Source organism: Micromonospora sp. LHW51205, assembly GCF_003315815.1.
Classification (GTDB): domain Bacteria; phylum Actinomycetota; class Actinomycetes; order Mycobacteriales; family Micromonosporaceae; genus Micromonospora; species Micromonospora chalcea.
On record NZ_QMEZ01000003.1, the window covers coordinates 863,266 to 883,356 of the forward strand.

Below are 20,091 nucleotides of genomic sequence, written 5' to 3' on the forward strand. Positions count from 1 at the left end.
GCCGATAGGGGGCGCTAGGGGCACGCCAGGGGCGGAACCGGTCACAGACCCCGCGCGGCCAGCCAGCGCTGGACCGTGCCGGCGAGTTCCGGCCCCCGGTCGGCGACCATGCTGAAGTGGTCGCCGGCCGCGTCGACAGCCTCGTGCGGGTAGGGCCAGCGCGACCGCCAGCCGTCCGGTTCGCCGTCCCACTCCCCCAGCGGCTCGGTGGCCCGCACCAGCAGGGTCGCCGCCGCCATCTCGGTCGGCTGCCAGTCCAGGAACAGCGGCAGGTAGCCCGCCCACGCCGTCGTCCGCCAGTCGTCCATCGGCGTGTACGCGGTGTCCCGGTCGATCATCCCGTCGAGAAGCTGCGGCACCCACCCGCCGAGCACCTCGCTGTCGGCCGGGTAGGTGTCCATGAGCACCACCGCGTCCGGCGGGCGGCCCTGGCGTTCCAGTTCCCCGGCGAGCAGGTTGGCCACCATCGCACCACCGGAGTGACCGGCCACCACGAACGGGCCGGCACCGACGGTACGCAGCACCGTGTCGGCGTGCACCCGCAGCAGCGCGTCGAGGTCGGCGGGAAGCTCCTCGCCCACGCCGAACCCGGGGTTGGGCAGGGCCCACACGTCACGTACGCCCCGGAAGCCGGCGGCCAGCCGGGCGTACTCGTGCGCGCCGGAGAGCAGCGACATCGTGCAGCAGCACACCAACTGCGCCCGGGCGCCGCCCTCGGCCAGCCGGAGGATGCCGGCCGGGCGGGTGAGCTGCGCAGGCTCGCGGAAGCGGGGGCGGAACTGGGCGAGTTTGACCAGCAGTTCGGCATACCCGGCCGGGTCCTCGCGCGCCTTCGGCTGGTTGAACAACCCGCCGAGCAGTCCGCCGCCGGCACTCTCCCCGGCAGGTCCACCGGCGTCGTCCGCGCCGAGGAGCTGGCCGAGCAGGTGAACGGCCAGCGCCGTAGGGGTGGGGTGGTCGAAGAGCAGGGTCGCCGACAGCTCCACCGCGGTCTCCTGGCGCAGCGCGTCGCGCAGTTCCAGTGCGGTCAGCGAGTCGAAGCCGAGTTCCAGGAAGTCCCGGTCGGCCTCGACCGCGTTGGGCGAGGCGTGCCCGAGGACGGTGGCCGCCCGCGCCCGGACCAGGTCCAGCAGGATCCGGTGCCGGTCGCCGGCCGGAACGCCGGCCAGCCGCTCGCGCAGCGCGCGGGCGGGATCGGTCGCGGCGTCGCCGGCCCCCGGCTCCGCGCCGGCCGTCGCCTCGGGCACGCCGCGCAGTAGCGCGCTGGGCCGTACGGCGGTGAAGGCCGGCACGAACGCGGGCCAGTCGAGGTCGGCCACGGCCAGTTGGTCGTCGCCGCGGACCAGAGCCTGCCCCAGCGCGGACAGGGCCACGTCGGCGGGCAGCGGCCGGACCCCCCGGCGGCGCAACTGCGCCGCGTCGGTGATCTCGTCCGCCCAGGGCACCCACGCGACGACGGTGGCCGGGCGGCCGGCGGCACGCCAGCCCGCGGCCAGCGCCGCCAGCCCTGCGCCCACGGCGGCGGCGACCGCCGCTCCCCCGCTGCCCCAGACGGCGGCCGTCGAGGCGAAGACGACGAACTCGTCGACCGGCAGGCCGGCGCAGGCCCGCCCGAGCAGTTCCACGGCGGCGGTACGGGCGGCCACGGCGTCGGCCAGCTCGTGCGGGTCCAGCACCGCCACCGGGTCGCCGGCCCCGTCGGAGTCGGCGATGTGCAGGACGGTGCGGATCTCGCTGCCGGTGGCGGCCAGCCGGTCCAGCACCTCGGGCAGCCCGTCCAGGTCGCCGACGGCGGTGACTGTGACGTCCGGGCCGGGCGGGTCGGCATCCGCCACCGGCCCCACGAGGACGAGGTGCGACGCGCCGCGCTCGGCGAGCCAGCGCAGCAGGTGCGGGGTACGCACCTGCGCGGACCCGTGCACCAGGACCGCGCCGCGGGGCCGCCAGTCCGTATCGGTGGCGCCGGCCGGGGCCCGGCGGAGCCGCCGGACATACACCCCGCCGGCGCGTACCGCCACCTGGTCCTCGTCGCCGCCGGACGCGACGACCCGGGCGAGCGCGGCGAGCGCGACGTCGTCCGGCTCCGCCGGCAGGTCGACCAGCCCGCCCCACACGCGCGGCTGCTCCAGCGCCAGCACCCGGCCCAGGCCCCAGAGGTACGCCCCGGCCACGCCGGGAGCGGCGTCGTGCGCGTCGACGGCCACCGCGCCCCGGGTCACGGTCCACATCGGCGTGCCGTTCCCCGCAGCGGCGAGGGCCCGCACCAGCGCGGCCGTCCCGGCGAGCGCGCCGGTTCCCGCGCCGGCCGCCGGGTCCTCCGCCGCCAGCAGCGAGACCACGACCGACCAGGTGCCGTCGGCGAGCGAGGCCCGGGCGACGGCGTCCAGGTCGTCTCCGACCGTGACCAGCGTCGGCTCCAGGCCCTCGGCGCGCAGCACGGTGAGCACCGCGGTGGCGTCGGTGCCGGCCCCGGCCACCAGCAGGCATCGGCCGGTCGGCGTGGTACGGGCCGGGGACAGGTCGACGCGTTCCCAGTCGGCGCGGTAGCGCAGCCCGTCCAGCTCCGATCCGCGACGCCGCCGGTCCCGGTAGGAGGCGAGGGCGGGCAGCACGTCGGCGAGCGCGTCCTGCCGGTCGGCGGGCAGGCCGAGCTCGGCGGCCAGCTCGGCCGGTCGTCCCTGCGCCACGGCCGCCCAGAACTCCTCGTCCTCTCCGGTCGCGGCGGACGGGACGAGATCCACTGTGGGCGGGTCCGGCCAGAAACGCTCGCGGTGGAAGGCGTAGGTGGGCAGCTCGACGCGCGCGGCGTCGCTGCCGTCGAAGGGAGCCGCCCAGTCGACCCCGGCACCGCGCAGGTCGACCGCGGCCAGCGCGCCGAGCAGCGTGGTCGCCTCCGGCTGGTCCCGGCGGGCGAGCGGCACGAAGGCCGCCGGTTCCATGTCGGGCAGGCACTCCCGGGCCAGCACGGTCAGGGCGCTGTCGGGGCCGAGTTCCACGAAGGTTCCGACGCCGCCGGCGGCGAGGGTGGCGACGCCCGCGTGGAAACGGACGGTGTCCCGGACGTGGTCGACCCAGTAGCCCGGGTCCGTGGCCTGGGCGGCGGTGAGCGGCTCGCCGGTGCGGTCGGAGACGATCGGAAGGTTCGGCGGGTGCCACGCGACCTTCTCCGCGACGATCCGGAAGTCGGCCAGCATGGCGTCCATCCGGGCGGAGTGGAACGCGTGGCTGACCCGCAGCCGACGGGACCGCCGGTCCTCGGCGGACAGCCGCCGCCCGGCCGCGAGCACGGCCTCCTCGTCGCCGGAGAGCACCACCGACCGGGGGCCGTTCACGGCGGCCAGGGACACCCGCTCGTCGAGCAGCGGGACCACCTCCGCCTCGGACGCCTGCACCGCCAGCATCGCCCCGCCGGGCGGCAACTGCTGCATGAGCCGGGCCCGGGCGGCCACCAGGGTCGCCGCGTCGGCCAGCGACAGCACCCCGGCGACGTGTGCCGCGGCCAGCTCGCCGACCGAGTGGCCGAGCAGGAACTGCGGGCGTAGCCCCCAGGCCGTGACCAGCCGGTATGCGGCGACCTCGTAGGCGAACAGCGCCGGCTGGGTGAACTCGGTACGGTCCAGCAGATCCGCGCCGGGCGAGTCGGCCTCGGCGAAGACCACCTCCCGCAGCGGCCGGCTCAAGTGCCGGTTCAGCTCCCCGGCCACCTCGTCGAAGGCGGCGGCGAAGACCGGGAACCGGCGGCACAGCTCGGCGCCCATGCCGAGGCGCTGGGCACCCTGCCCGGTGAAGAGGAACGCGACCTTGCCGGCCGGGCGGGCCACGCCTCGCACCACGCCGGGGGTGTCGCGCTCCTCGGCGACCGCGTGCAGGCCGGCCCGCAGCGCGTCGCGGTCCCCGCCGATCACCGCTGCCCGGTACGGCAGGGCCGCCCGGGTGGTGACCAGCGAGTACGCCACGTCGGCGGGGGTCAGATCGGGGTGATCGGCCAGATGCGCCAGCAGCCGCCGCGCCTGCCCGGCCAGGGCCGGTGCGGAGCGGGCCGAGACGATCCACGGTACCGGCGGGGCGGGCGTACCGGCCGGCCGGACGTCGTCGGTGTCCGTCGCGGCGGCCTGCTCGATGACGACGTGTGCGTTGGTGCCGCTGATGCCGAACGCGGAGACCGCGGCCCGGCGTGGCTGCCCGGTCTCCGGCCATGGCTGCGGGCCGGTCAGCAGGGACACCGCCCCGGCCGACCAGTCGACGTGCGGGGTGGGCTCGTCCACGTGCAGCGTGGGCGGCAGCACCCCGTGCCGCATCGCCAGCACCATCTTCATCACCCCGGCCACACCCGCCGCCGCCTGGGTGTGCCCGATGTTCGACTTCACCGAGCCGAGCCACAACGGCCGATCCGCGGACCGACCCTGCCCATACGTCGCGATCAGCGCCTGCGCCTCGATCGGATCACCCAACGTGGTGCCCGTACCGTGCGCCTCGACGACATCGACCTGGTCGGCACCCAGCCCCGCGTTCGCCAGAGCCTGCCGGATCACCCGGCGCTGCGACGGGCCGTTCGGAGCGGTCAGCCCGCTGCTCGCACCGTCCTGGTTGACGGCGCTGCCGCGCAGCACGGCGAGGACCGGGTGGCCGTTGCGGCGGGCGTCGGAGAGCCGCTCGACGAGCAGCATGCCGGCCCCCTCGGACCAGCCGGTGCCGTCGGCGGCGGCGGCGAACGACTTGCACCGGCCGTCGGTGGACAGGCCCCGCTGCCGGGAGAACTCCACGAAGACGGTCGGGGTGGCCATCACCGACACCCCGCCGACCAGCGCCATCGTGCATTCGCCCAGCCGCAGCGCCTGGCAGGCGAGGTGCAGCGCGACCAGCGACGAGCTGCACGCGGTGTCCACGGTGACCGCCGGCCCCTCCAGCCCGAGAGCGTAGGAGATCCGGCCGCTCGCCACGGCTGCGGCGCTGCCGGTGCCGAGGTAGCCCTCGACGCCGCCGGTGACCCCGGTGAGCAGGGCCGCGTAGTCACCCTGGCTGCTGGTGGCCGCGTAGACACCGGTGGGCGCGCCGCGCAGCCGGGTGGGGTCGATGCCGGCCCGCTCGAACGCCTCCCAGGCGGTCTCCAGCAGCAGCCGCTGCTGCGGGTCCATGGCGAGGGCCTCGCGGGGACTGATGCCGAAGAACGCCGGGTCGAAGTCCCCGGCGGAGTAGAGGAACCCGCCCTCACGCACGTACGACGTGCCCCGGCTGTCGGGGTCGGGGTCCGGGTCGTAGAGCGCGCCCAGGTTCCAGCCCCGGTCGTCCGGGAACGCCGACATCGCGTCGCCGCCGGCGGCCACCAGGTCCCACAGTTGCTCGGGTGACCCGACACCGCCGGGGAACCGGCAGCTCATGCCGATGATCGCCACCGGTTCGCTGAGCGCGGCGGTGAGCTGCTGGTTCTGCTGCTTGAGCTTCTGGTTGTCGAGCAGGGACGCACGCAGCGCGCCGACGACCTCGTCCAGGGAAACATTCATCGGGCGCTCCTCAGGGCCGGCCGGGTCACGAGTCGGAGCCTTCCAGGGCCATCCGGACCAGGCCGGCGACGTCGAGTTCGCGGATCTGGGTCTCGGGTGCGGACGGCGTGACCGGGGCAGCGGACGCCACGGCCGGCGTGCCGGCACTCGTACGGGCCAGCTGGAGCAGCTGGTCGAGCAGGCCCGCCTGCCGCAGCTCGTCGAGCGGGATCGCGGCGAGGGCCCGGCGCACGGACTCCTCGTCGCCGCCGTCGCCGTCGTCCCCCGCAGCGCCCGCGAAGAGCTGCTCGTACAGGTGGCCGGCCAGGCCGTCCGGGGTGGGGTAGTCGAAGACGACGGTGGTGGGCAGGTCGTGCCCGGTCGCCGCGGTGAGCAGGTTGCGCAGTTCCACGGCGGTGAGCGAGTCGAAGCCGAGGTCCAGGAAGCCCCGGTCGGTCTCGATCGCGTCGGCGGAGGGGTGGCCGAGCACCTTCGCCGCGTCGACCCGCACCATCTCCAGCAGTGCGGCCCGCCGCTCGTCGTCCGGCAGCGCCCGCAGCCCGGCGAGCAGGTCCCGGGTGCCGGGCGCGACCGCCTCCGGCGCCTCGGCGGGGGCGGCGGCCAGCCCGCGTACGGCCGGCAGGTCGGCCAGCAGCGGACTGGGCCGCAGCGAGGTGAACAGCGGCTGGAAGGTGGCCCAGTCGACGTCGGCGACGGTGACGCAGCTGTCGCCGACCGCCAGGGCGTGCCGCAGCCCGGCCATCGCCACGCCGGGCGGCATCACCTGGAGGCCGCGGCGGCGCAGTTGCTCCGCCGCACCCTCGGTGTACATGCCCGACTCGGTCCACGGTCCCCAGGCGATGGAGGTGGCCGCCCGGCCCTGGCCGCGTCGCCGCTCGGCGAGCGCGTCCAGGTAGGCGTTACCGGCCGCGTACGCGCCCTGTCCGCCGCTGCCCCACACCGCCGAGATGGACGAGAAGAGCACGAACGCGTCCAGTTCGGCGTCGCCGAGCAGCTCGTCGAGGTGTTCGGCGCCGCAGACCTTCGGGGCGATGACGTACGCCAGGTCCTCCAGGGTGGTGTCGGCCAGCGGCACCACCTCGCTGACCCCCGCGGCGTGCACCACCGCGCGCAGCGGCGGCCCCTCCCGCCGGAGATCGGCCAGGAGGTCGGTCACGGCGGCGCGGTCGGCGGCGTCGCAGCGGACCACCCGGCAGTCCACGCCGAGCCCGGCCAGCTCGGAGATCAGCTCGGCGGCGCCCGGGGTGCCGGTCCCCCGCCGGCTGGTCAGCACCACCCGTTGCGCGCCCTCGGCGGCCACCCAGCGGGCCACGTGCCCACCGAGCGCACCGGCGCCGCCGGTGATCAGCACCGTGCCCCGGGGCTGCCACGGCGTGAGTTCCCCGTCGGTGGTGGTGGCCGGTACGAGCCGCCGCACCAGCACCCCGGACTCGCGGACGGCGAGCTGGTCCTCCACGCCGCCGCCGGTGAGGATGCCGCCGAGACGCATCGCCGTCCACGGCTCCAGGTCAGTGGGCAGGTCGACCAGGCCGGCCCAGCGGGCGGGCTGCTCCAGCGCGGCCACCCGGCCCAGGCCCCACAGCATCGCCTGCCGCGGGTTGGCCGGGGCGTCGCCGTCGCCGAGGCCGACGGCGCCCTGGGTGACGCACCAGAGCCGGACCGAGGCGTCGAGGTCGACGAGCTGCTGGAGCAGGTGCACGGTCGCGGCGAGGCCGCGCGGCAGCGCCGGGTGCTCGGCGTGCGGGGCGTCGTCCAGGCCGAGGAAGGACAGGACCGACAGCGGCCCGTCGCCCGCGCCGAGCGCCTCGGTGAGCACGTCGGCGAACCCGCCGCACAGCTCCTCGGAGTCGGCGGCGGTGTCCACGGGCACGATGCTCACCTCGGCACCCAGGGCCCAGGTGCAGGAGTGCAGGTCGGGGTCGTCGGCCCGGTCGGCGGGCAGCAGCACCAGCCACCGGCCGGGGTCCTGCTCCTGCGAGGTCTCCGCGATGGGCTCCCAGACCGCCCGGTAGCGGGTGCCGTCGACCAGGGCCTGCTCCCGGCCGCGCCGGCGCCACGCCGACAGGGCGGGCAGCACGGTGCCGAACGGCTGGTCGCGGTGCACGTCGAGGTCGCGGGCCAGCGACTCCAGGTCCTCGGCCTCGACCGCGGCCCAGAAGCGGCGCTCGACCTCGGTGGCCTCGTCGGCGGCCACCAGGGCGGCCCACGGCGGCGGCTCCGGCCAGTAGCGCTGCCGGTCGAACGCGTAGGTGGGCAGCTCGACCCGCTGGGCGCCGGTACCGGCGTAGACGGCGGACCAGTCCGGGGAGACGCCGTGGGTGTGCAGCGCGGCGAGCGCGCGCAGCAGGGTGCTCGGCTCGGCGCGGTCCCGGCGCAGGGCGGGCACCACCAGTGGGGCCCGGCCGCCGGCCGGGGCCTCGGCCAGGACGGCCTGGGCGAGGGCGGTGAGCACCCCGTCCGGGCCGATCTCGACGTAGCCGGTGACGTTGCGCTCGCGCAGTGCCACGACGGCGTCGGCGAAGCGTACCGCCTCGCGGGCGTGGCGCACCCAGTAGCCGGGCGCGCCGATCTCCGCCGCGTCGACCGGCGCGCCGGTGACGGTGGAGACCATCGGGATGCTCGGAGCCGCGTACCGTAGCCGTCCGGCGACGGCGGCGAGGTCGTCGAGCACCGGATCCATCAGCGGACTGTGGAACGCGTGGCTGACCGCCAGGCGCCGGACCCGGACACCCCGGGCGGCCCACTGGGCGGCCAGTTCCTCGACGGCGTCGCCGGCCCCGGAGACCACGACCGCGGCGGGGCCGTTGACGGCCGCGACGGAGACCCGGTCGGCCCGCTCACCGAGCGTGGCGGTCACCTCGGCCTCGGTGGCGGCGACGGCGAGCATCGCGCCCCCGGCCGGCAGCGCCTGCATCAGCCGGCCCCGGGCGGCGACCAGCTCGGCGGCGTCGGCCAGGGAGAGCACACCGGCGGCGTGGGCGGCCGCGATCTCGCCGATCGAGTGCCCGGCGACGGCGTCGGGGCGGACCCCCCACGCCTCGAACAGCCGGAACAGCGCCACCTCCACGGCGAACAGCGCCGGCTGGGTGAATTCGGTGCGGTCCAGCGCCTCGGCCTCATGCGTGCCGGGCTCGGCGAAGAGCAGTGGCCTGAGCGGGCGGGGCAGGTGCGCGTCGAGGGCGGCGCAGGCCTCGTCCAGGGCGGCGGCGAAGACGGGGAACGCCTCGGCCAGCTCGCGACCCATCCCGGCCCGCTGGGCGCCCTGCCCCGAGAACAGGTACGCCACCTTCGGCCGGGGCACCGCCACGCCGGTGACCACCAGCGGCGCGTCCTCGCCGGCGCCGAGGGCGCGCAGCCCGGCGCCCAGCGCGATCCGGTCGGTGGCCAGCACGACGGCCCGGTGTTCCAGGGCGGCCCGGGCGACGGCCGACGACCAGCCGACGTCGACCGTACGTGGCGCCTCCAGCCCGGTGAGCTGCTCGGACCAGCGCTGCGCCTGGGCGGCCAGCGCGAGCCCCGAACGGCCCGACAGCAGCACCGGCACCACCGGCAGCCGCGCCGGGTCACCGGTCGGCTGCTCGGCTTCGACCGGCTCCGGGGCCTGCTCCAGGATGGTGTGCGCGTTGGTGCCGCTGATGCCGAACGAGGAGACGGCGGCGCGGCGCGGGTGGTCGGTGACCGGCCAGGGGCGGCCCTCGCGGAGCAGTTCGACCGCACCGACGCTCCAGTCCACCTGGTCGGTCGGCTCGTCCACGTGCAGGGTCTGCGGCAGGTAGCCGTGCCGCAGCGCCAGCACCATCTTGATGATCCCGGCGACACCGGCGGCGGCCTGGGTGTGACCGATGTTCGACTTGATCGAGCCGAGCCAGAGCGGCTGCTCGGCGGGCCGCTCCCGGCCGTACGTGGCGAGCAGGGCCTGCGCCTCGATCGGGTCGCCGAGCTTCGTGCCGGTGCCGTGCGCCTCGACGGCGTCCACGTCGGCCGGGGCGAGGCCGGCGTTGGCGAGCGCCTGCCGGATCACCCGCTGCTGCGACGGCCCGTTCGGGGCGGTGAGGCCGTTGGAAGCGCCGTCCTGGTTGACGGCGCTGCCCCGGATGACCGCGAGCACCGGGTGACCGTTGCGGCGGGCGTCGGAGAGCCGCTCGACGAGCAGCAGGCCGAGGCCCTCGCCCCAGCCGGTGCCGTCGGCGGCGGAGGCGAACGCCTTGACCCGGCTGTCCGGGGCGAGGCCCCGCTGCCGGCTGAAGCCGACGAACACCCCGGGGGTGGACATGACGGTGACGCCGCCGACCAGGGCGAGTGAGCACTCCGAGCGGCGCAGCGCCTGGCAGGCCCAGTGCAGCGCGACCAGCGACGACGAGCAGGCGGTGTCGACCGAGACGGCGGGCCCCTCCAGCCCGAGGGTGTACGACACCCGGCCCGACAGGACGCTGCCGGCGTTGCCGGTCATCAGGTGCCCCTCGGCGCCCTCGGCGCTGAACATCAGGTTGCGGTAGTCCTGGTAGTTGGTGCCGACGAATACGCCGGTGGCGCTGCCACGCAGCGTGTGCGGGTCGATCCCGGCCCGCTCGACCGCCTCCCAGGACGCCTCCAGCAGCAGCCGCTGCTGCGGGTCCATGGCGAGGGCCTCGCGGGGGCTGATGCCGAAGAAGCCGGCGTCGAAGTCGGTGGCGCCGGTGACGAAGCCGCCCTCACGGGCGTAGCTGGTGCCCTCCTTCTCCGGGTCGGAGTCGAAGAGCCGGTCCAGGTCCCAGCCCCGGTCGGTGGGGAACTCCCCGATGGCGTCGCCGCCGGCGGCGAGGAGCTGCCACAGTTGCTCCGGGGTGTCCGCCCCACCGGGCAGGCGGCAGCTCATCGCCACGATGGCGATCGGGTCGTCGTCCTCGGCCGCGGCGGCCGGGGCGGGGGTGGTCGCGTCGGGGACGATCCCGGTGAGCAGTTCGCCGAGGTGCGCGGCGAGCACCGTCGGGTTCGGATAGTCGAAGGCGAGCGTCGCGGGCAGCCGCAGGTCGGTGGCGGCGGCCAGGAAGTTGCGCATGTCGACTGCCGTCAGCGAATCCAGGCCGAGGTCGCGGAAGGGCTGGGTGGCCGGGATGTCGTCGGCGGCGCCGTAGCCGAGGGCCGTCGCCGCGCACTGCCGCACCAGCTCCAGCAGTGTCGCGGTGCGCTCCCCCGGCGCGAGCGCGGCGAGCCGCCGGGCGAGGGCCGACGGTACGCCCGTCTCCTCCTCGGCGGCCTCCTGCTGCCCGGCCGGCTGCGTCGCCTCCTGGGCCTCGGCGAGGTCGCCGATCAGCGGGCTGGGCCGTACCAGGGTGAACGCGGGGGCGAAACGGGCCCAGTCGATGTCGGCGACGACTGTGGTGGGCTCGTCGCGGCGCAGGGCCCGGGCGAGGGCCTCGACGGCCAGTTCCGGGTCCATGCCGATCATGCCGCCCCGGCGCAGCCGTTCCTGGGCGCGTTCGTTCTCGGCGGGCAGGCCGGCCCCGCGCCAGGCGCCCCAGGCCACCGAGAGGGCCGGCAGTCCCTCGGCCCGGCGCCGCTCGGCGAGGGCGTCGAGGAAGGCGTTGGCCGCCCCGTACGCGCCCTGCCCGGCGTTGCCGGTGGTTCCGGCCACCGAGGAGAAGAGCACGAAGGCGTCCAGGTCGAGGTCGCGGGTCAGCTCGTCCAGGTGCAGCGCGGCGACGCACTTCGACGCGGCGACGGTGTGCAGGCGCTGCGCGGTGACGGTGTCGACGATGCCGTCGTCGAGGACGGCGGCGGTGTGCAGCACGGCGCTCAGCGGGGCGTCGGCGGGGACGGCGGCGAGCAGGTCGGCCACCTGTGCCCGGTCGGCGACGTCGCAGCGGGCCACTGTGACCCGTACGCCGAGACCGGTCAGCTCCGCCTCCAGCTCGGCGGCGCCCGGGGCGTCCGGGCCGCGCCGGCTGGCCAGCAGGACGTGCGCGGCGCCGGAGCGGCCCGCCCAGCGGGCCAGATGCCCGCCCAGTCCGCCGGTGCCACCGGTGATCAGCACGGTGCCGCGCATCCGCCGGGTGTCGTCCGCGTCGCCGGAGTCGACCGGCTCGGGTTCGGTGATCCGGGTGAGGCGGCGGACGAAGACGCCGGAGGCGCGGACGGCGAGCTGGTCCTCGCCCCGGCCGGACTGCTCCGCGCCGTCGTCGCCGAAGGCGTCTTCGCCACCGCTGGCGCCGAGCGCCGCGCAGAGCAGCGCGCCGGCCTGCGCGTCGAGCACGTCGGGCAGGTCGAGCAGGCCGCCCCAGCGGGCGGGGTGTTCCAGGGCGACGGCGCGGCCGAGCCCCCAGACGGAGGCGGCGGCGGGGCGCGGCGCCGGGTCGTCGGCGCAGGCCACGACGGCTCCCCGGGTGGCGCACCACAGCGGCGCCTCGACGCCGAGCAGCCCGAGCGCCTGCACCAGCAGGGCGGTGCCCGAGACGGCCAGCGAGGTGGCCGGGTGCTCCGGGTGCGCCCGCTCGTCCAGACCCAGCAGCGAGAGCACGGCGACGGGTCCGTCCGGGCCGGTGAGCGCGGCGCTCAGCCGCTCGGCCAGCGCCGCCGGGTCGTGTGTGACGTCCAGCTCCACCGGGACGACGTCCGCGCCGAAGTTGCCGAGGGCCGACAGCACGTCGGTGACCAGCGGGTCGTCGCCCAGCGCCGCGGGCACCGGCACGAGCCAGGTGCCGGCGAGCCAGGTCAGCGGCAGGTCGGGCAGGGCCCGCCAGGTGACCCGGTAGCGCCAGCGGTCGATGTCCGGGGCGGCGTCGGCCGCGGTGAGGAAGAGCGGCGGCGCGGGCCAGTACCGGTGGTGGTCGAAGGCGTACGTGGGCAGGTCGACGGTGGCCGCGGCGGGCAGCACCCTCGTCAGGTCGACGGGCAGGCCGACGGCGTACGCGGTGGCGAGGTTGGTCAGCAGCCGGGTCGCGTCGTCGTCACCACGACGCAGACTGCCGATGGTGTGCCCGCTCACACCGGCGTCGTCGAGGATCGCGGTGACCGGCATCGTCAGCACCGGGTGCGGGCTGATCTCGACGAACGTGGTGTGCCCGGCAGCAACAGCCGTCCGCACGGCCGCGTCGAAGAGCACAGTCTGCCGCAGGTTGTCGTACCAGTAGTCAGCGGTCATCACCGCCGGATCCACCCAGTCCCCGGTGAGAGTGGACACGAGCCGGGTGTGACCGGCCCGCGGACCGACACCGGCCAGGTCCGCCCGAAGCTGCTCGGCGACCTCCTGCACCGCGGGCGAATGCGACGCGTAGTCCACGGGGATCAGCCGGGCACGAACACCCTCGGCCCCGCACGCCTGGACAAGGCCGGCGACGTGCTCCGGCGGACCCGACACCACGACGGTGGACGGGCCGTTGACCGCCGCGACCCCGACACCCGGAAACGCCGGCAGCCGCTCGGCCACCGCCTCGGCCGACAGGTCCACCGACGCCATCGTCCCGGTACCCCGCAGCACCGCCAGCGCACGCGACCGCAACGCCACCGTCCGCGCCGCGTCCTCCAGGCTCAGAATGCCCGCCACACACGCCGCGCCGATCTCACCCTGCGAGTGACCGATCACCGCGTCCGGAACCACACCCGCCGCACGCCACACCGCCGCCAGAGCGACACCGACGGCCCACAGCACCGGCTGCACCACCTCGACCCGGTCCAGCCACGACTCGTCCTCGCCCGTGAGCACCGACACGAGATCCACATCGAGATACGGCGCCAACGCCCGCCGGCACTCCGCCAGACACTCGTCGAACACCGGCGTACGACCCACCAGCCCCGCCGCCATCCGCGCCGACTGCGCGCCCTGACCCGGAAACACGAAGACCGGACCCGCACCCGGACTCGACGCCACCCCCGTGACCACGTTCCCCGCCGGCTGACCGGCAGCGAAGGCATCCAGCCCGGCAAGCAACCCCTCGACGGACGACCCGACGACAACGACGCGATGGTCGAACGCCGACCGGGTAGCCGCCAACGACCAGCCCACCTCCACCGGATCGATCCCACCCCGCTCACGCACGTGCCGCGCAAGCCGGGCAACCTGACCGGCCAACGCCGTCCCCGACCGCGCCGACACCGGCCAGGCCACCACATCCGAAGCGACCAACCCCGCCCCACGCCCACCCGCATCCGACTCGACCGGCTCAGCCGACTGCTCGATGATCACGTGAGCGTTGGTGCCGGAGATGCCGAACGAGGAGACGGCGCCCCGGCGTACCCGGCCCGTCTCGGGCCACGGGCGGGCCTGCGTCACCAGTTCCACCGCGCCGGCCGTCCAGTCGACGTGCGGCGACGGCGCGTCGACGTGCAGCGTCGCCGGCACGAGGCCGTGCCGGATGGCGAGCACCAGCTTGATCACGCCGGCCACGCCCGCGGCGGCCTGGGCATGGCCGATGTTCGACTTCACCGAGCCGAGCAGCAGTGGCGGTGCCTCGTCACGGTCCTGCCCGTACGTGGCGATGAGCGCCTGCGCCTCGATCGGGTCGCCCAGCCTGGTGCCGGTGCCGTGCGCCTCCACCACGTCGACGTCGGCGGTGGAGAGCCGGGCGGAGGTGAGGGCCTGGCTGATGACCCGCTGCTGGGCCGGCCCGTTGGGCGCGGTCAGCCCGTTCGACGCGCCGTCCTGGTTGACGGCGGTGCCGCGGACCACAGCCAGGACGCGGTGGCCGTTGCGGCGGGCGTCCGACAGCCGCTCGACCAGCAGCCAGCCGACCCCCTCGGAGAACCCGGCGCCGTCGGCGGCGGCGGCGAACGACCGGCAGCGCCCGTCGGTGGAGAGTGCGCGCTGCCGGCTGGATCCGATGTAGAGGCCCGGGGTGGCCATCACGGTCACCCCGCCGGCCAGCGCCAGGTCGCACTCCCCCGCCCGCAGCGCCTGTACGGCGAGGTGCAGCGCCACCAGCGACGACGAGCAGGCCGTGTCGATGGATACGGCCGGTCCTTCGAGCCCGAGGGCGTACGACACCCGGCCCGACGCGACGGCCGCCGCGCCCCCGGTCATCGAGTGCCCTTCGTCGCCGTCGGGCGACATCATCAGCAGGGTGCCGTAGTCCTGCCCGTTGGTGCCGACGAACACCCCGGTCCGGCTGCCGCGCAGCGAGGCGGGGTCGATGCCGGCGGCCTCGACCGCCTCCCAGGAGGTCTCCAGCAGCAGCCGCTGCTGGGGGTCCATGGTCAGCGCCTCGCGCGGCGAGATGCCGAAGAAGGCGGAGTCGAAGTCGCCGGCCCCGTCGACGAACCCGCCCTCCCGGGCGTACGAGGTGCCCGGGTGGTCGGGGTCGGGGTGGTAGAGGCGCTCCAGGTCCCAGCCCCGGTCGTCGGGGAAGGGCGCGACGGCGTCCCGGCCGTCCCGCAACAGCTCCCACAGGTCGTCGGGGTTGCGCACCCCGCCCGGCAACCGGCAGCTCATCGCCACGATCGCCACCGGCTCCAGTTCCTGGGACTGGGCCTCGCTGAGTCGGCGGCGGGTGTCGTGGAGATCAGCCATGACCCGCTTGAGGTAGTCGCGGAGCTTGTCTTCGTTGGCCATCGGAGTGCCGCTTCCTCGAAAGAGACGGGAGAGAGCTGGAGCTGGGTCAGGAGATGCCGAGGTCCTTGTCCACCATCGCGAACAGTTCGTCGTCGGTGGCGTCGTCGAGGTGCCGGCCGATGTCGGCGCCACCGCTGTCCTGGCCGAGCCGGGAGAGCATCGCCTGCAGGCGTACGGTGGCCCGCACCCGGGCCGCCTCGTCCCGGGCGACCACGTCGAGGCCCTCGGCGATCCGGTCCAGATCGTCGAGGAGCGCGTTCGGGGTGACCACGTCGTCGTGGGCGACCTCGGCGTAGAGGTACTCCGCCAGGGTCGTCGGGGTCGGGTAGTCGAAGACCAGGGTGACCGGGAGGGCCACGGCGGTGGCCGCGCCGAGCCGGTTACGCAGCTCGACGGCGGTGACGGAGTCGAAGCCCAGCTCCCGGAACGCCCGATGCTCGTCCACGGAGTCGGCGGACGGGTAGTTGAGCACGGCGGCGACCTGGCCACGGACCAGGCCGAGCAGCACGGCGAACCGCTCGGCGGCGGGCAGCCCGGCGAGCCGCTCCCGCAACGACTCCGGGCCGTCGCCGACCTCCACGCTGTCCATCGCCTCGGCGGCGGCGAGCCGCCGCACGTCCGGCAGGTCGCTGATCAGCGGACCGGGCCGGGTGGCGGTGAACGCGACGGAGAACCGTTCCCAGGCGATGTCGGCGATGGTGAGGAACGCCTCGCCGTGGTCCACGGCCTGGTGCAGCGCGGTGATCGCCGCCTCCGGGGTCATCTCGGGTACGCCGTGGCGGTGCAGCAGCTCGCCGAGCGGCCCGTCGGCCATGCCGCCGCCGGCCCACGCCCCCCAGGCGACGGAGGTGGCGGTGAGGCCGAGGCCCCGGCGGTGCTGGGCGAGCGCGTCGAGGAACGCGTTGCTCGGGGCGTAGTTGCCGACGCCGGAGCTGGCCACGCTGCCGGCGAAGGACGAGAACATGACGAACGCGGACAGCTCGTGGTCGAGGGTCAGCTCGTGCAGGTTGTACGCGACGTCGACCTTGGCCCGCAGCACCCGTTCGATCTGCTCGGGCCGGATGTCGTTGATCATGGCGTCGTCGAGGACCGCGGAGGCGTGCACGACCGCGGTGAGCGGGTACTCGGCGGGGATCGCCTCGATCAGCTCGGCCAGGGCGTCGCGGTCGGAGGCGTCGCACTCGACCACTGTGGCCTGGGCGCCCAGCGCGGTGAGGTCGTCGACGAGCTGCTGCGCGCCGGGCGCGGCCATGCCCCGCCGGCTGACGACGACGATGTTCTCCACACCGCTGCGGGCCAGCCAGCGGGCGGCGTGCCCACCGAGCGCGCCGGTGCCGCCGGTGACGAGCCCCGTGCCGTACGGCTGCCACGGGTTGGCGGGCTGACTGTCGCCGAGCGGGACGCGGGTGAGCCGGCGGGCGAGCAGGCCGCTCGGGCGTACCGCGATCTGGTCCTCGTCCCCGGCGGTGGTGAGGGCCGCGACCAGCAGGTCGGCACAGCGGTCCTCCACGGCCTCGGGCAGGTCCACGAGGCCGCCCCAGCGCTGCGGGTGCTCCAGCGCGGCGACCCGGCCGAAGCCCCAGACCAGCGACTGCGCCGGGGCGCGCAGCAGGTCGGCCATGCCTACCGACGCGGCGCCGGAGGTGACGCTCCACATCGGCGCGCGCAGGCCGATGTCGCCGAGGGCCTGGAAGAGCGCGACGGTGGCGGCGAAGCCGCCGGGCACGGAGGGGTACAGCGGGTGGGCCAGCTCGTCGAAGGCGAGCAGCGAGACCACGCCGGCGACGTCGGCGGTGGCGTCGCCGCCCGGTCCGGCGGCGAGCGCCTCCTGCAGCAGCTTGCCGAACTGGTCGCGGTCGACGTCGGGCGTGGAGACGGCCACCGGCACGAGCGTCGCGCCGGCCGCCGCGATCGCCTCGACGCAGGCGTCCTGCCAGGGCTCGATGATGTCGCCGGTCGGCATGACCACGACCCAGGTGCCGTCCATGCCCCGGTTGGCGACGCCGGTCAGGGGCTTCCAGGTGTCCTGGTAGCGCCAACTGTCGATGTCGGCCTGCCGGCGCCGCTGCCGGCGCCAGGAGGTGAGCATCGGCAGGGCCGGCAGCAGCGCGTCGAGAACCTCGTGTGCCGGGGTCTCCTCGGTGGCGATGGTCTCGGCGAGCGCCGTGACGTCCCCGCTCTCGACGGCGGCCCAGAAGCCCGCGTCGCCCGGGTCGCCGCTCATGCCCGACAGCAGGGTCTCCAGGTCGGGCCCGCCGCTGCCGTCGAGCCAGAACCGCTGGTGGTCGAAGGCGTACGTGGGCAGCGGCGCGACCTCGGTCTCGGCGAGGACGCCCGCCAGGTCGACGGGCAGGCCGACGGCGTACGCGGTGGCGAGGTTGGTCAGCAGCCGGGTCGCGTCGTCGTCGCCCCGGCGCAGGCTGCCCAGGGTGTGCCCGCTCGCGCCGGTGTCGTCGAGGATCGCGGTGACCGGCATCGTCAGCACCGGGTGCGGGCTGATCTCGACGAACGTGGTGTGCCCGGCGGCGACCGCCGTACGGACCGCGGCGTCGAACTGCACGGTCTGCCGCAGGTTGTCGTACCAGTGCTCCGCGCCCATGGTGAGCGGGTCGGCCCACTCGCCCGTGAGGGTGGAGACCAGCCGGGTGTGGCCGGCCCGCGGGGTGACGCCGGCCAGGTCCGCGCGGAGCTGCTCGGCCACCTGCCGCACGGCCTCGGAGTGCGACGCGTAGTCCACGGGGATCAGCCGGGCGCGGACGCCCTGCGCCTGGCACGCCTGCACGAGGTCGGCCACGGGCTGCGGCGGGCCGGACACCACGACGGTGGACGGCCCGTTGACGGCCGCGACTCCGACGCCCGGGAACTCCCCCAGGCGCTCGGTGACCGCGTCGGCGGACAGGTCGATCGACGCCATCGTCCCGGTCCCCCGCAGCACCGTCAGCGCCCGCGACCGCAACGCCACTGCCTTCGCGGCGTCCTCCAGGCTCAGGATCCCGGCGACACAGGCCGCGCCGATCTCGCCCTGGGAGTGACCGATCACCGCGTCCGGGACGACGCCCGCCGCGCGCCACACGGCCGCCAGGGCGATGCCGACGGCCCACAGCACCGGCTGCACGACCTCGACCCGCTCCAGCCACGACTCGTCGTCACCGGTCAACACCGCGACGAGGTCCACGTCGAGGTACGGCGCCAGGGCCCGCTGGCACTCGGCCAGCTTCGCGTCGAACACCGGCGTACGACCGACGAGCCCGGCCGCCATCCGCGCCGACTGCGCCCCCTGACCCGGGAACACGAACACGGGACCTGCGCCGGCGCTGGTGACCGTACCGGTGACGAGGTTCCCCGCCGGCTGGCCGGCGGCGAGGGCGTCCAGCCCGGCCAGCAGCTCGTCGGCGGTCGACCCGACGACGGCGGCACGGTGGTCGAACGTCGAGCGGGTGGTGGCCAGCGACCAGCCGACCGCCGCCGGATCGATCTCGCCGCGCCTGCGCAGGAAGTCCGCGAGCCGGGCCGCCTGCCCGCCCAGGGCGGTCCTCGACCGGGCCGACACCGGCCAGAGGGTCACGTCCGACGCGACCAGGCCCGGCCGGCGCGCGGGCTCGACGGCGCCGGTCCCGTCCGCCTGCCCGCCGTCGACGGTCGCCGCCTCGGCGACGCGCGGGCGGTACTCCTCCAGGATGACGTGGGCGTTGGTGCCGCTGACCCCGAAGGAGGAGACGCCGCCGCGGCGGGGGCGGTCCAGTTCCGGCCACGGCTTGGACTCGGTGAGCAGGGAAACCGCCCCGGCCGTCCAGTCCACGTGCGGGGACGGCTCGTCGATGTGCAGGGTCTCCGGCATGACGCCGTTACGCAGCGCCATCACCATCTTGACCAGCCCGGCGACGCCGGCGGCGCTCTGGGTGTGGCCGATGTTCGACTTCACCGAGCCCAGCCACAGCGGACGGTCGGCCGGGCGGTCCTGCCCGTACGTGGCGATGAGCGCCTGCGCCTCGATCGGGTCGCCGAGGGTGGTGCCGGTGCCGTGCGCCTCGACCATGTCGACGTCGGCGGAGCCGAGCCGGGCGTTGGCGAGGGCCTGGCGGATGACCCGCTGCTGAGAGGGGCCGTTGGGGGCGGTGAGCCCGTTGGAGGCGCCGTCCTGGTTGAGGGCGCTGCCCCGGATCACGGCGAGGACCGGGTGGCCGTTGCGTTCGGCGTCGGCCAGCCGCTCCACGACGAGCACGCCGCCGCCCTCGCCCCAGCCGGTGCCGTCCGCGCCGGCCGCGAAGGCCCGGCACCGGCCGTCGACGGACATGCCGCGCTGCCGGGAGAAGACGACGAACACGCCGGGGGTGACCATGACGGTGACGCCACCGGCGATGGCCAGGTCGCACTCGCCGCGGCGCAGGGCGTTCACGGCGAGGTGCAGGGCCACCAGCGAGGAGGAGCAGGCGGTGTCCACGGTGACGGCCGGGCCGTTGAGGCCGAGGGTGAACGAGATCCGGCCGGACGCCACGCTTGTGGTGTTGCCGGTGCCGATGTACATGTCGACGCCCTCGGGCACGTTCGGCAGACCCATGCCGTAGTTCGAGGTGCTCAGCCCGACGAAGACACCGGTGGAGCTGCCGCGCAGCGACAGCGGGTCGATGCCGGCCCGCTCGACTGCCTCCCAGGACGTCTCCAGCAGCAGCCGCTGCTGTGGGTCCATGGCGAGGGCCTCACGCGGCGAGATCCCGAACAGGGACGGGTCGAAGTCACCGGCGCCGTCGAGGAACCCGCCGATGCGGGTGTAGCTCTTGCCCGGCTTGTTCGGGTCGGGGTCGTAGAGCGCCTCCAGGTCCCAGCCCCGGTCGTCCGGGAACTCGGTGAGCGCGTCCCGGCCGTCGGCGACAAGCTCCCACAGGTCCTCCGGCGACCGCACGCCACCCGGGAAGCGGCAGCTCATCGAGACGATGGCCAGCGGCTCCTGGTCGCGGGCCTCGACGGTCTGCAGCTTGCGCTTGGTGTCGTGCAGGTCGGCTGTCACCCGCTTCAGGAAGTACCGCAGCTTGTCGTCGCTCATCGGGTGGCCCCTGCCTCGGTCCGAAG

General features: G+C 75.5%; 3 protein-coding genes. All 3 read right to left on the reverse strand.

Annotation, left to right across the window (positions count from 1 at the left end; translation table 11 throughout):
* Window positions 1–41: 41 nt before the first annotated feature.
* Genes DQE82_RS15935 through DQE82_RS15945 form a run of 3 tightly spaced genes read right to left on the reverse strand, consistent with a single transcriptional unit; the run spans window position 42 to window position 20,065 of the window.
* Window positions 42–5,501, reverse strand: a complete 5,460-nt coding sequence (locus tag DQE82_RS15935; protein ID WP_113973085.1) for a type I polyketide synthase — start codon at window positions 5,499–5,501, stop codon at window positions 42–44.
* 25 nt (window positions 5,502–5,526) lie between these two features.
* Entirely contained in the window at window positions 5,527–15,024 is a 9,498-nt protein-coding gene (locus DQE82_RS15940; protein WP_113973086.1) for a type I polyketide synthase, read from the reverse strand.
* Between the two features lie 46 nt (window positions 15,025–15,070).
* Window positions 15,071–20,065: a type I polyketide synthase gene (locus tag DQE82_RS15945; RefSeq protein WP_113973087.1), complete on the reverse strand. Its 4,995-nt coding sequence runs from the start codon at window positions 20,063–20,065 to the stop codon at window positions 15,071–15,073.
* Between the last annotated feature and the right edge of the window lie 26 nt (window positions 20,066–20,091).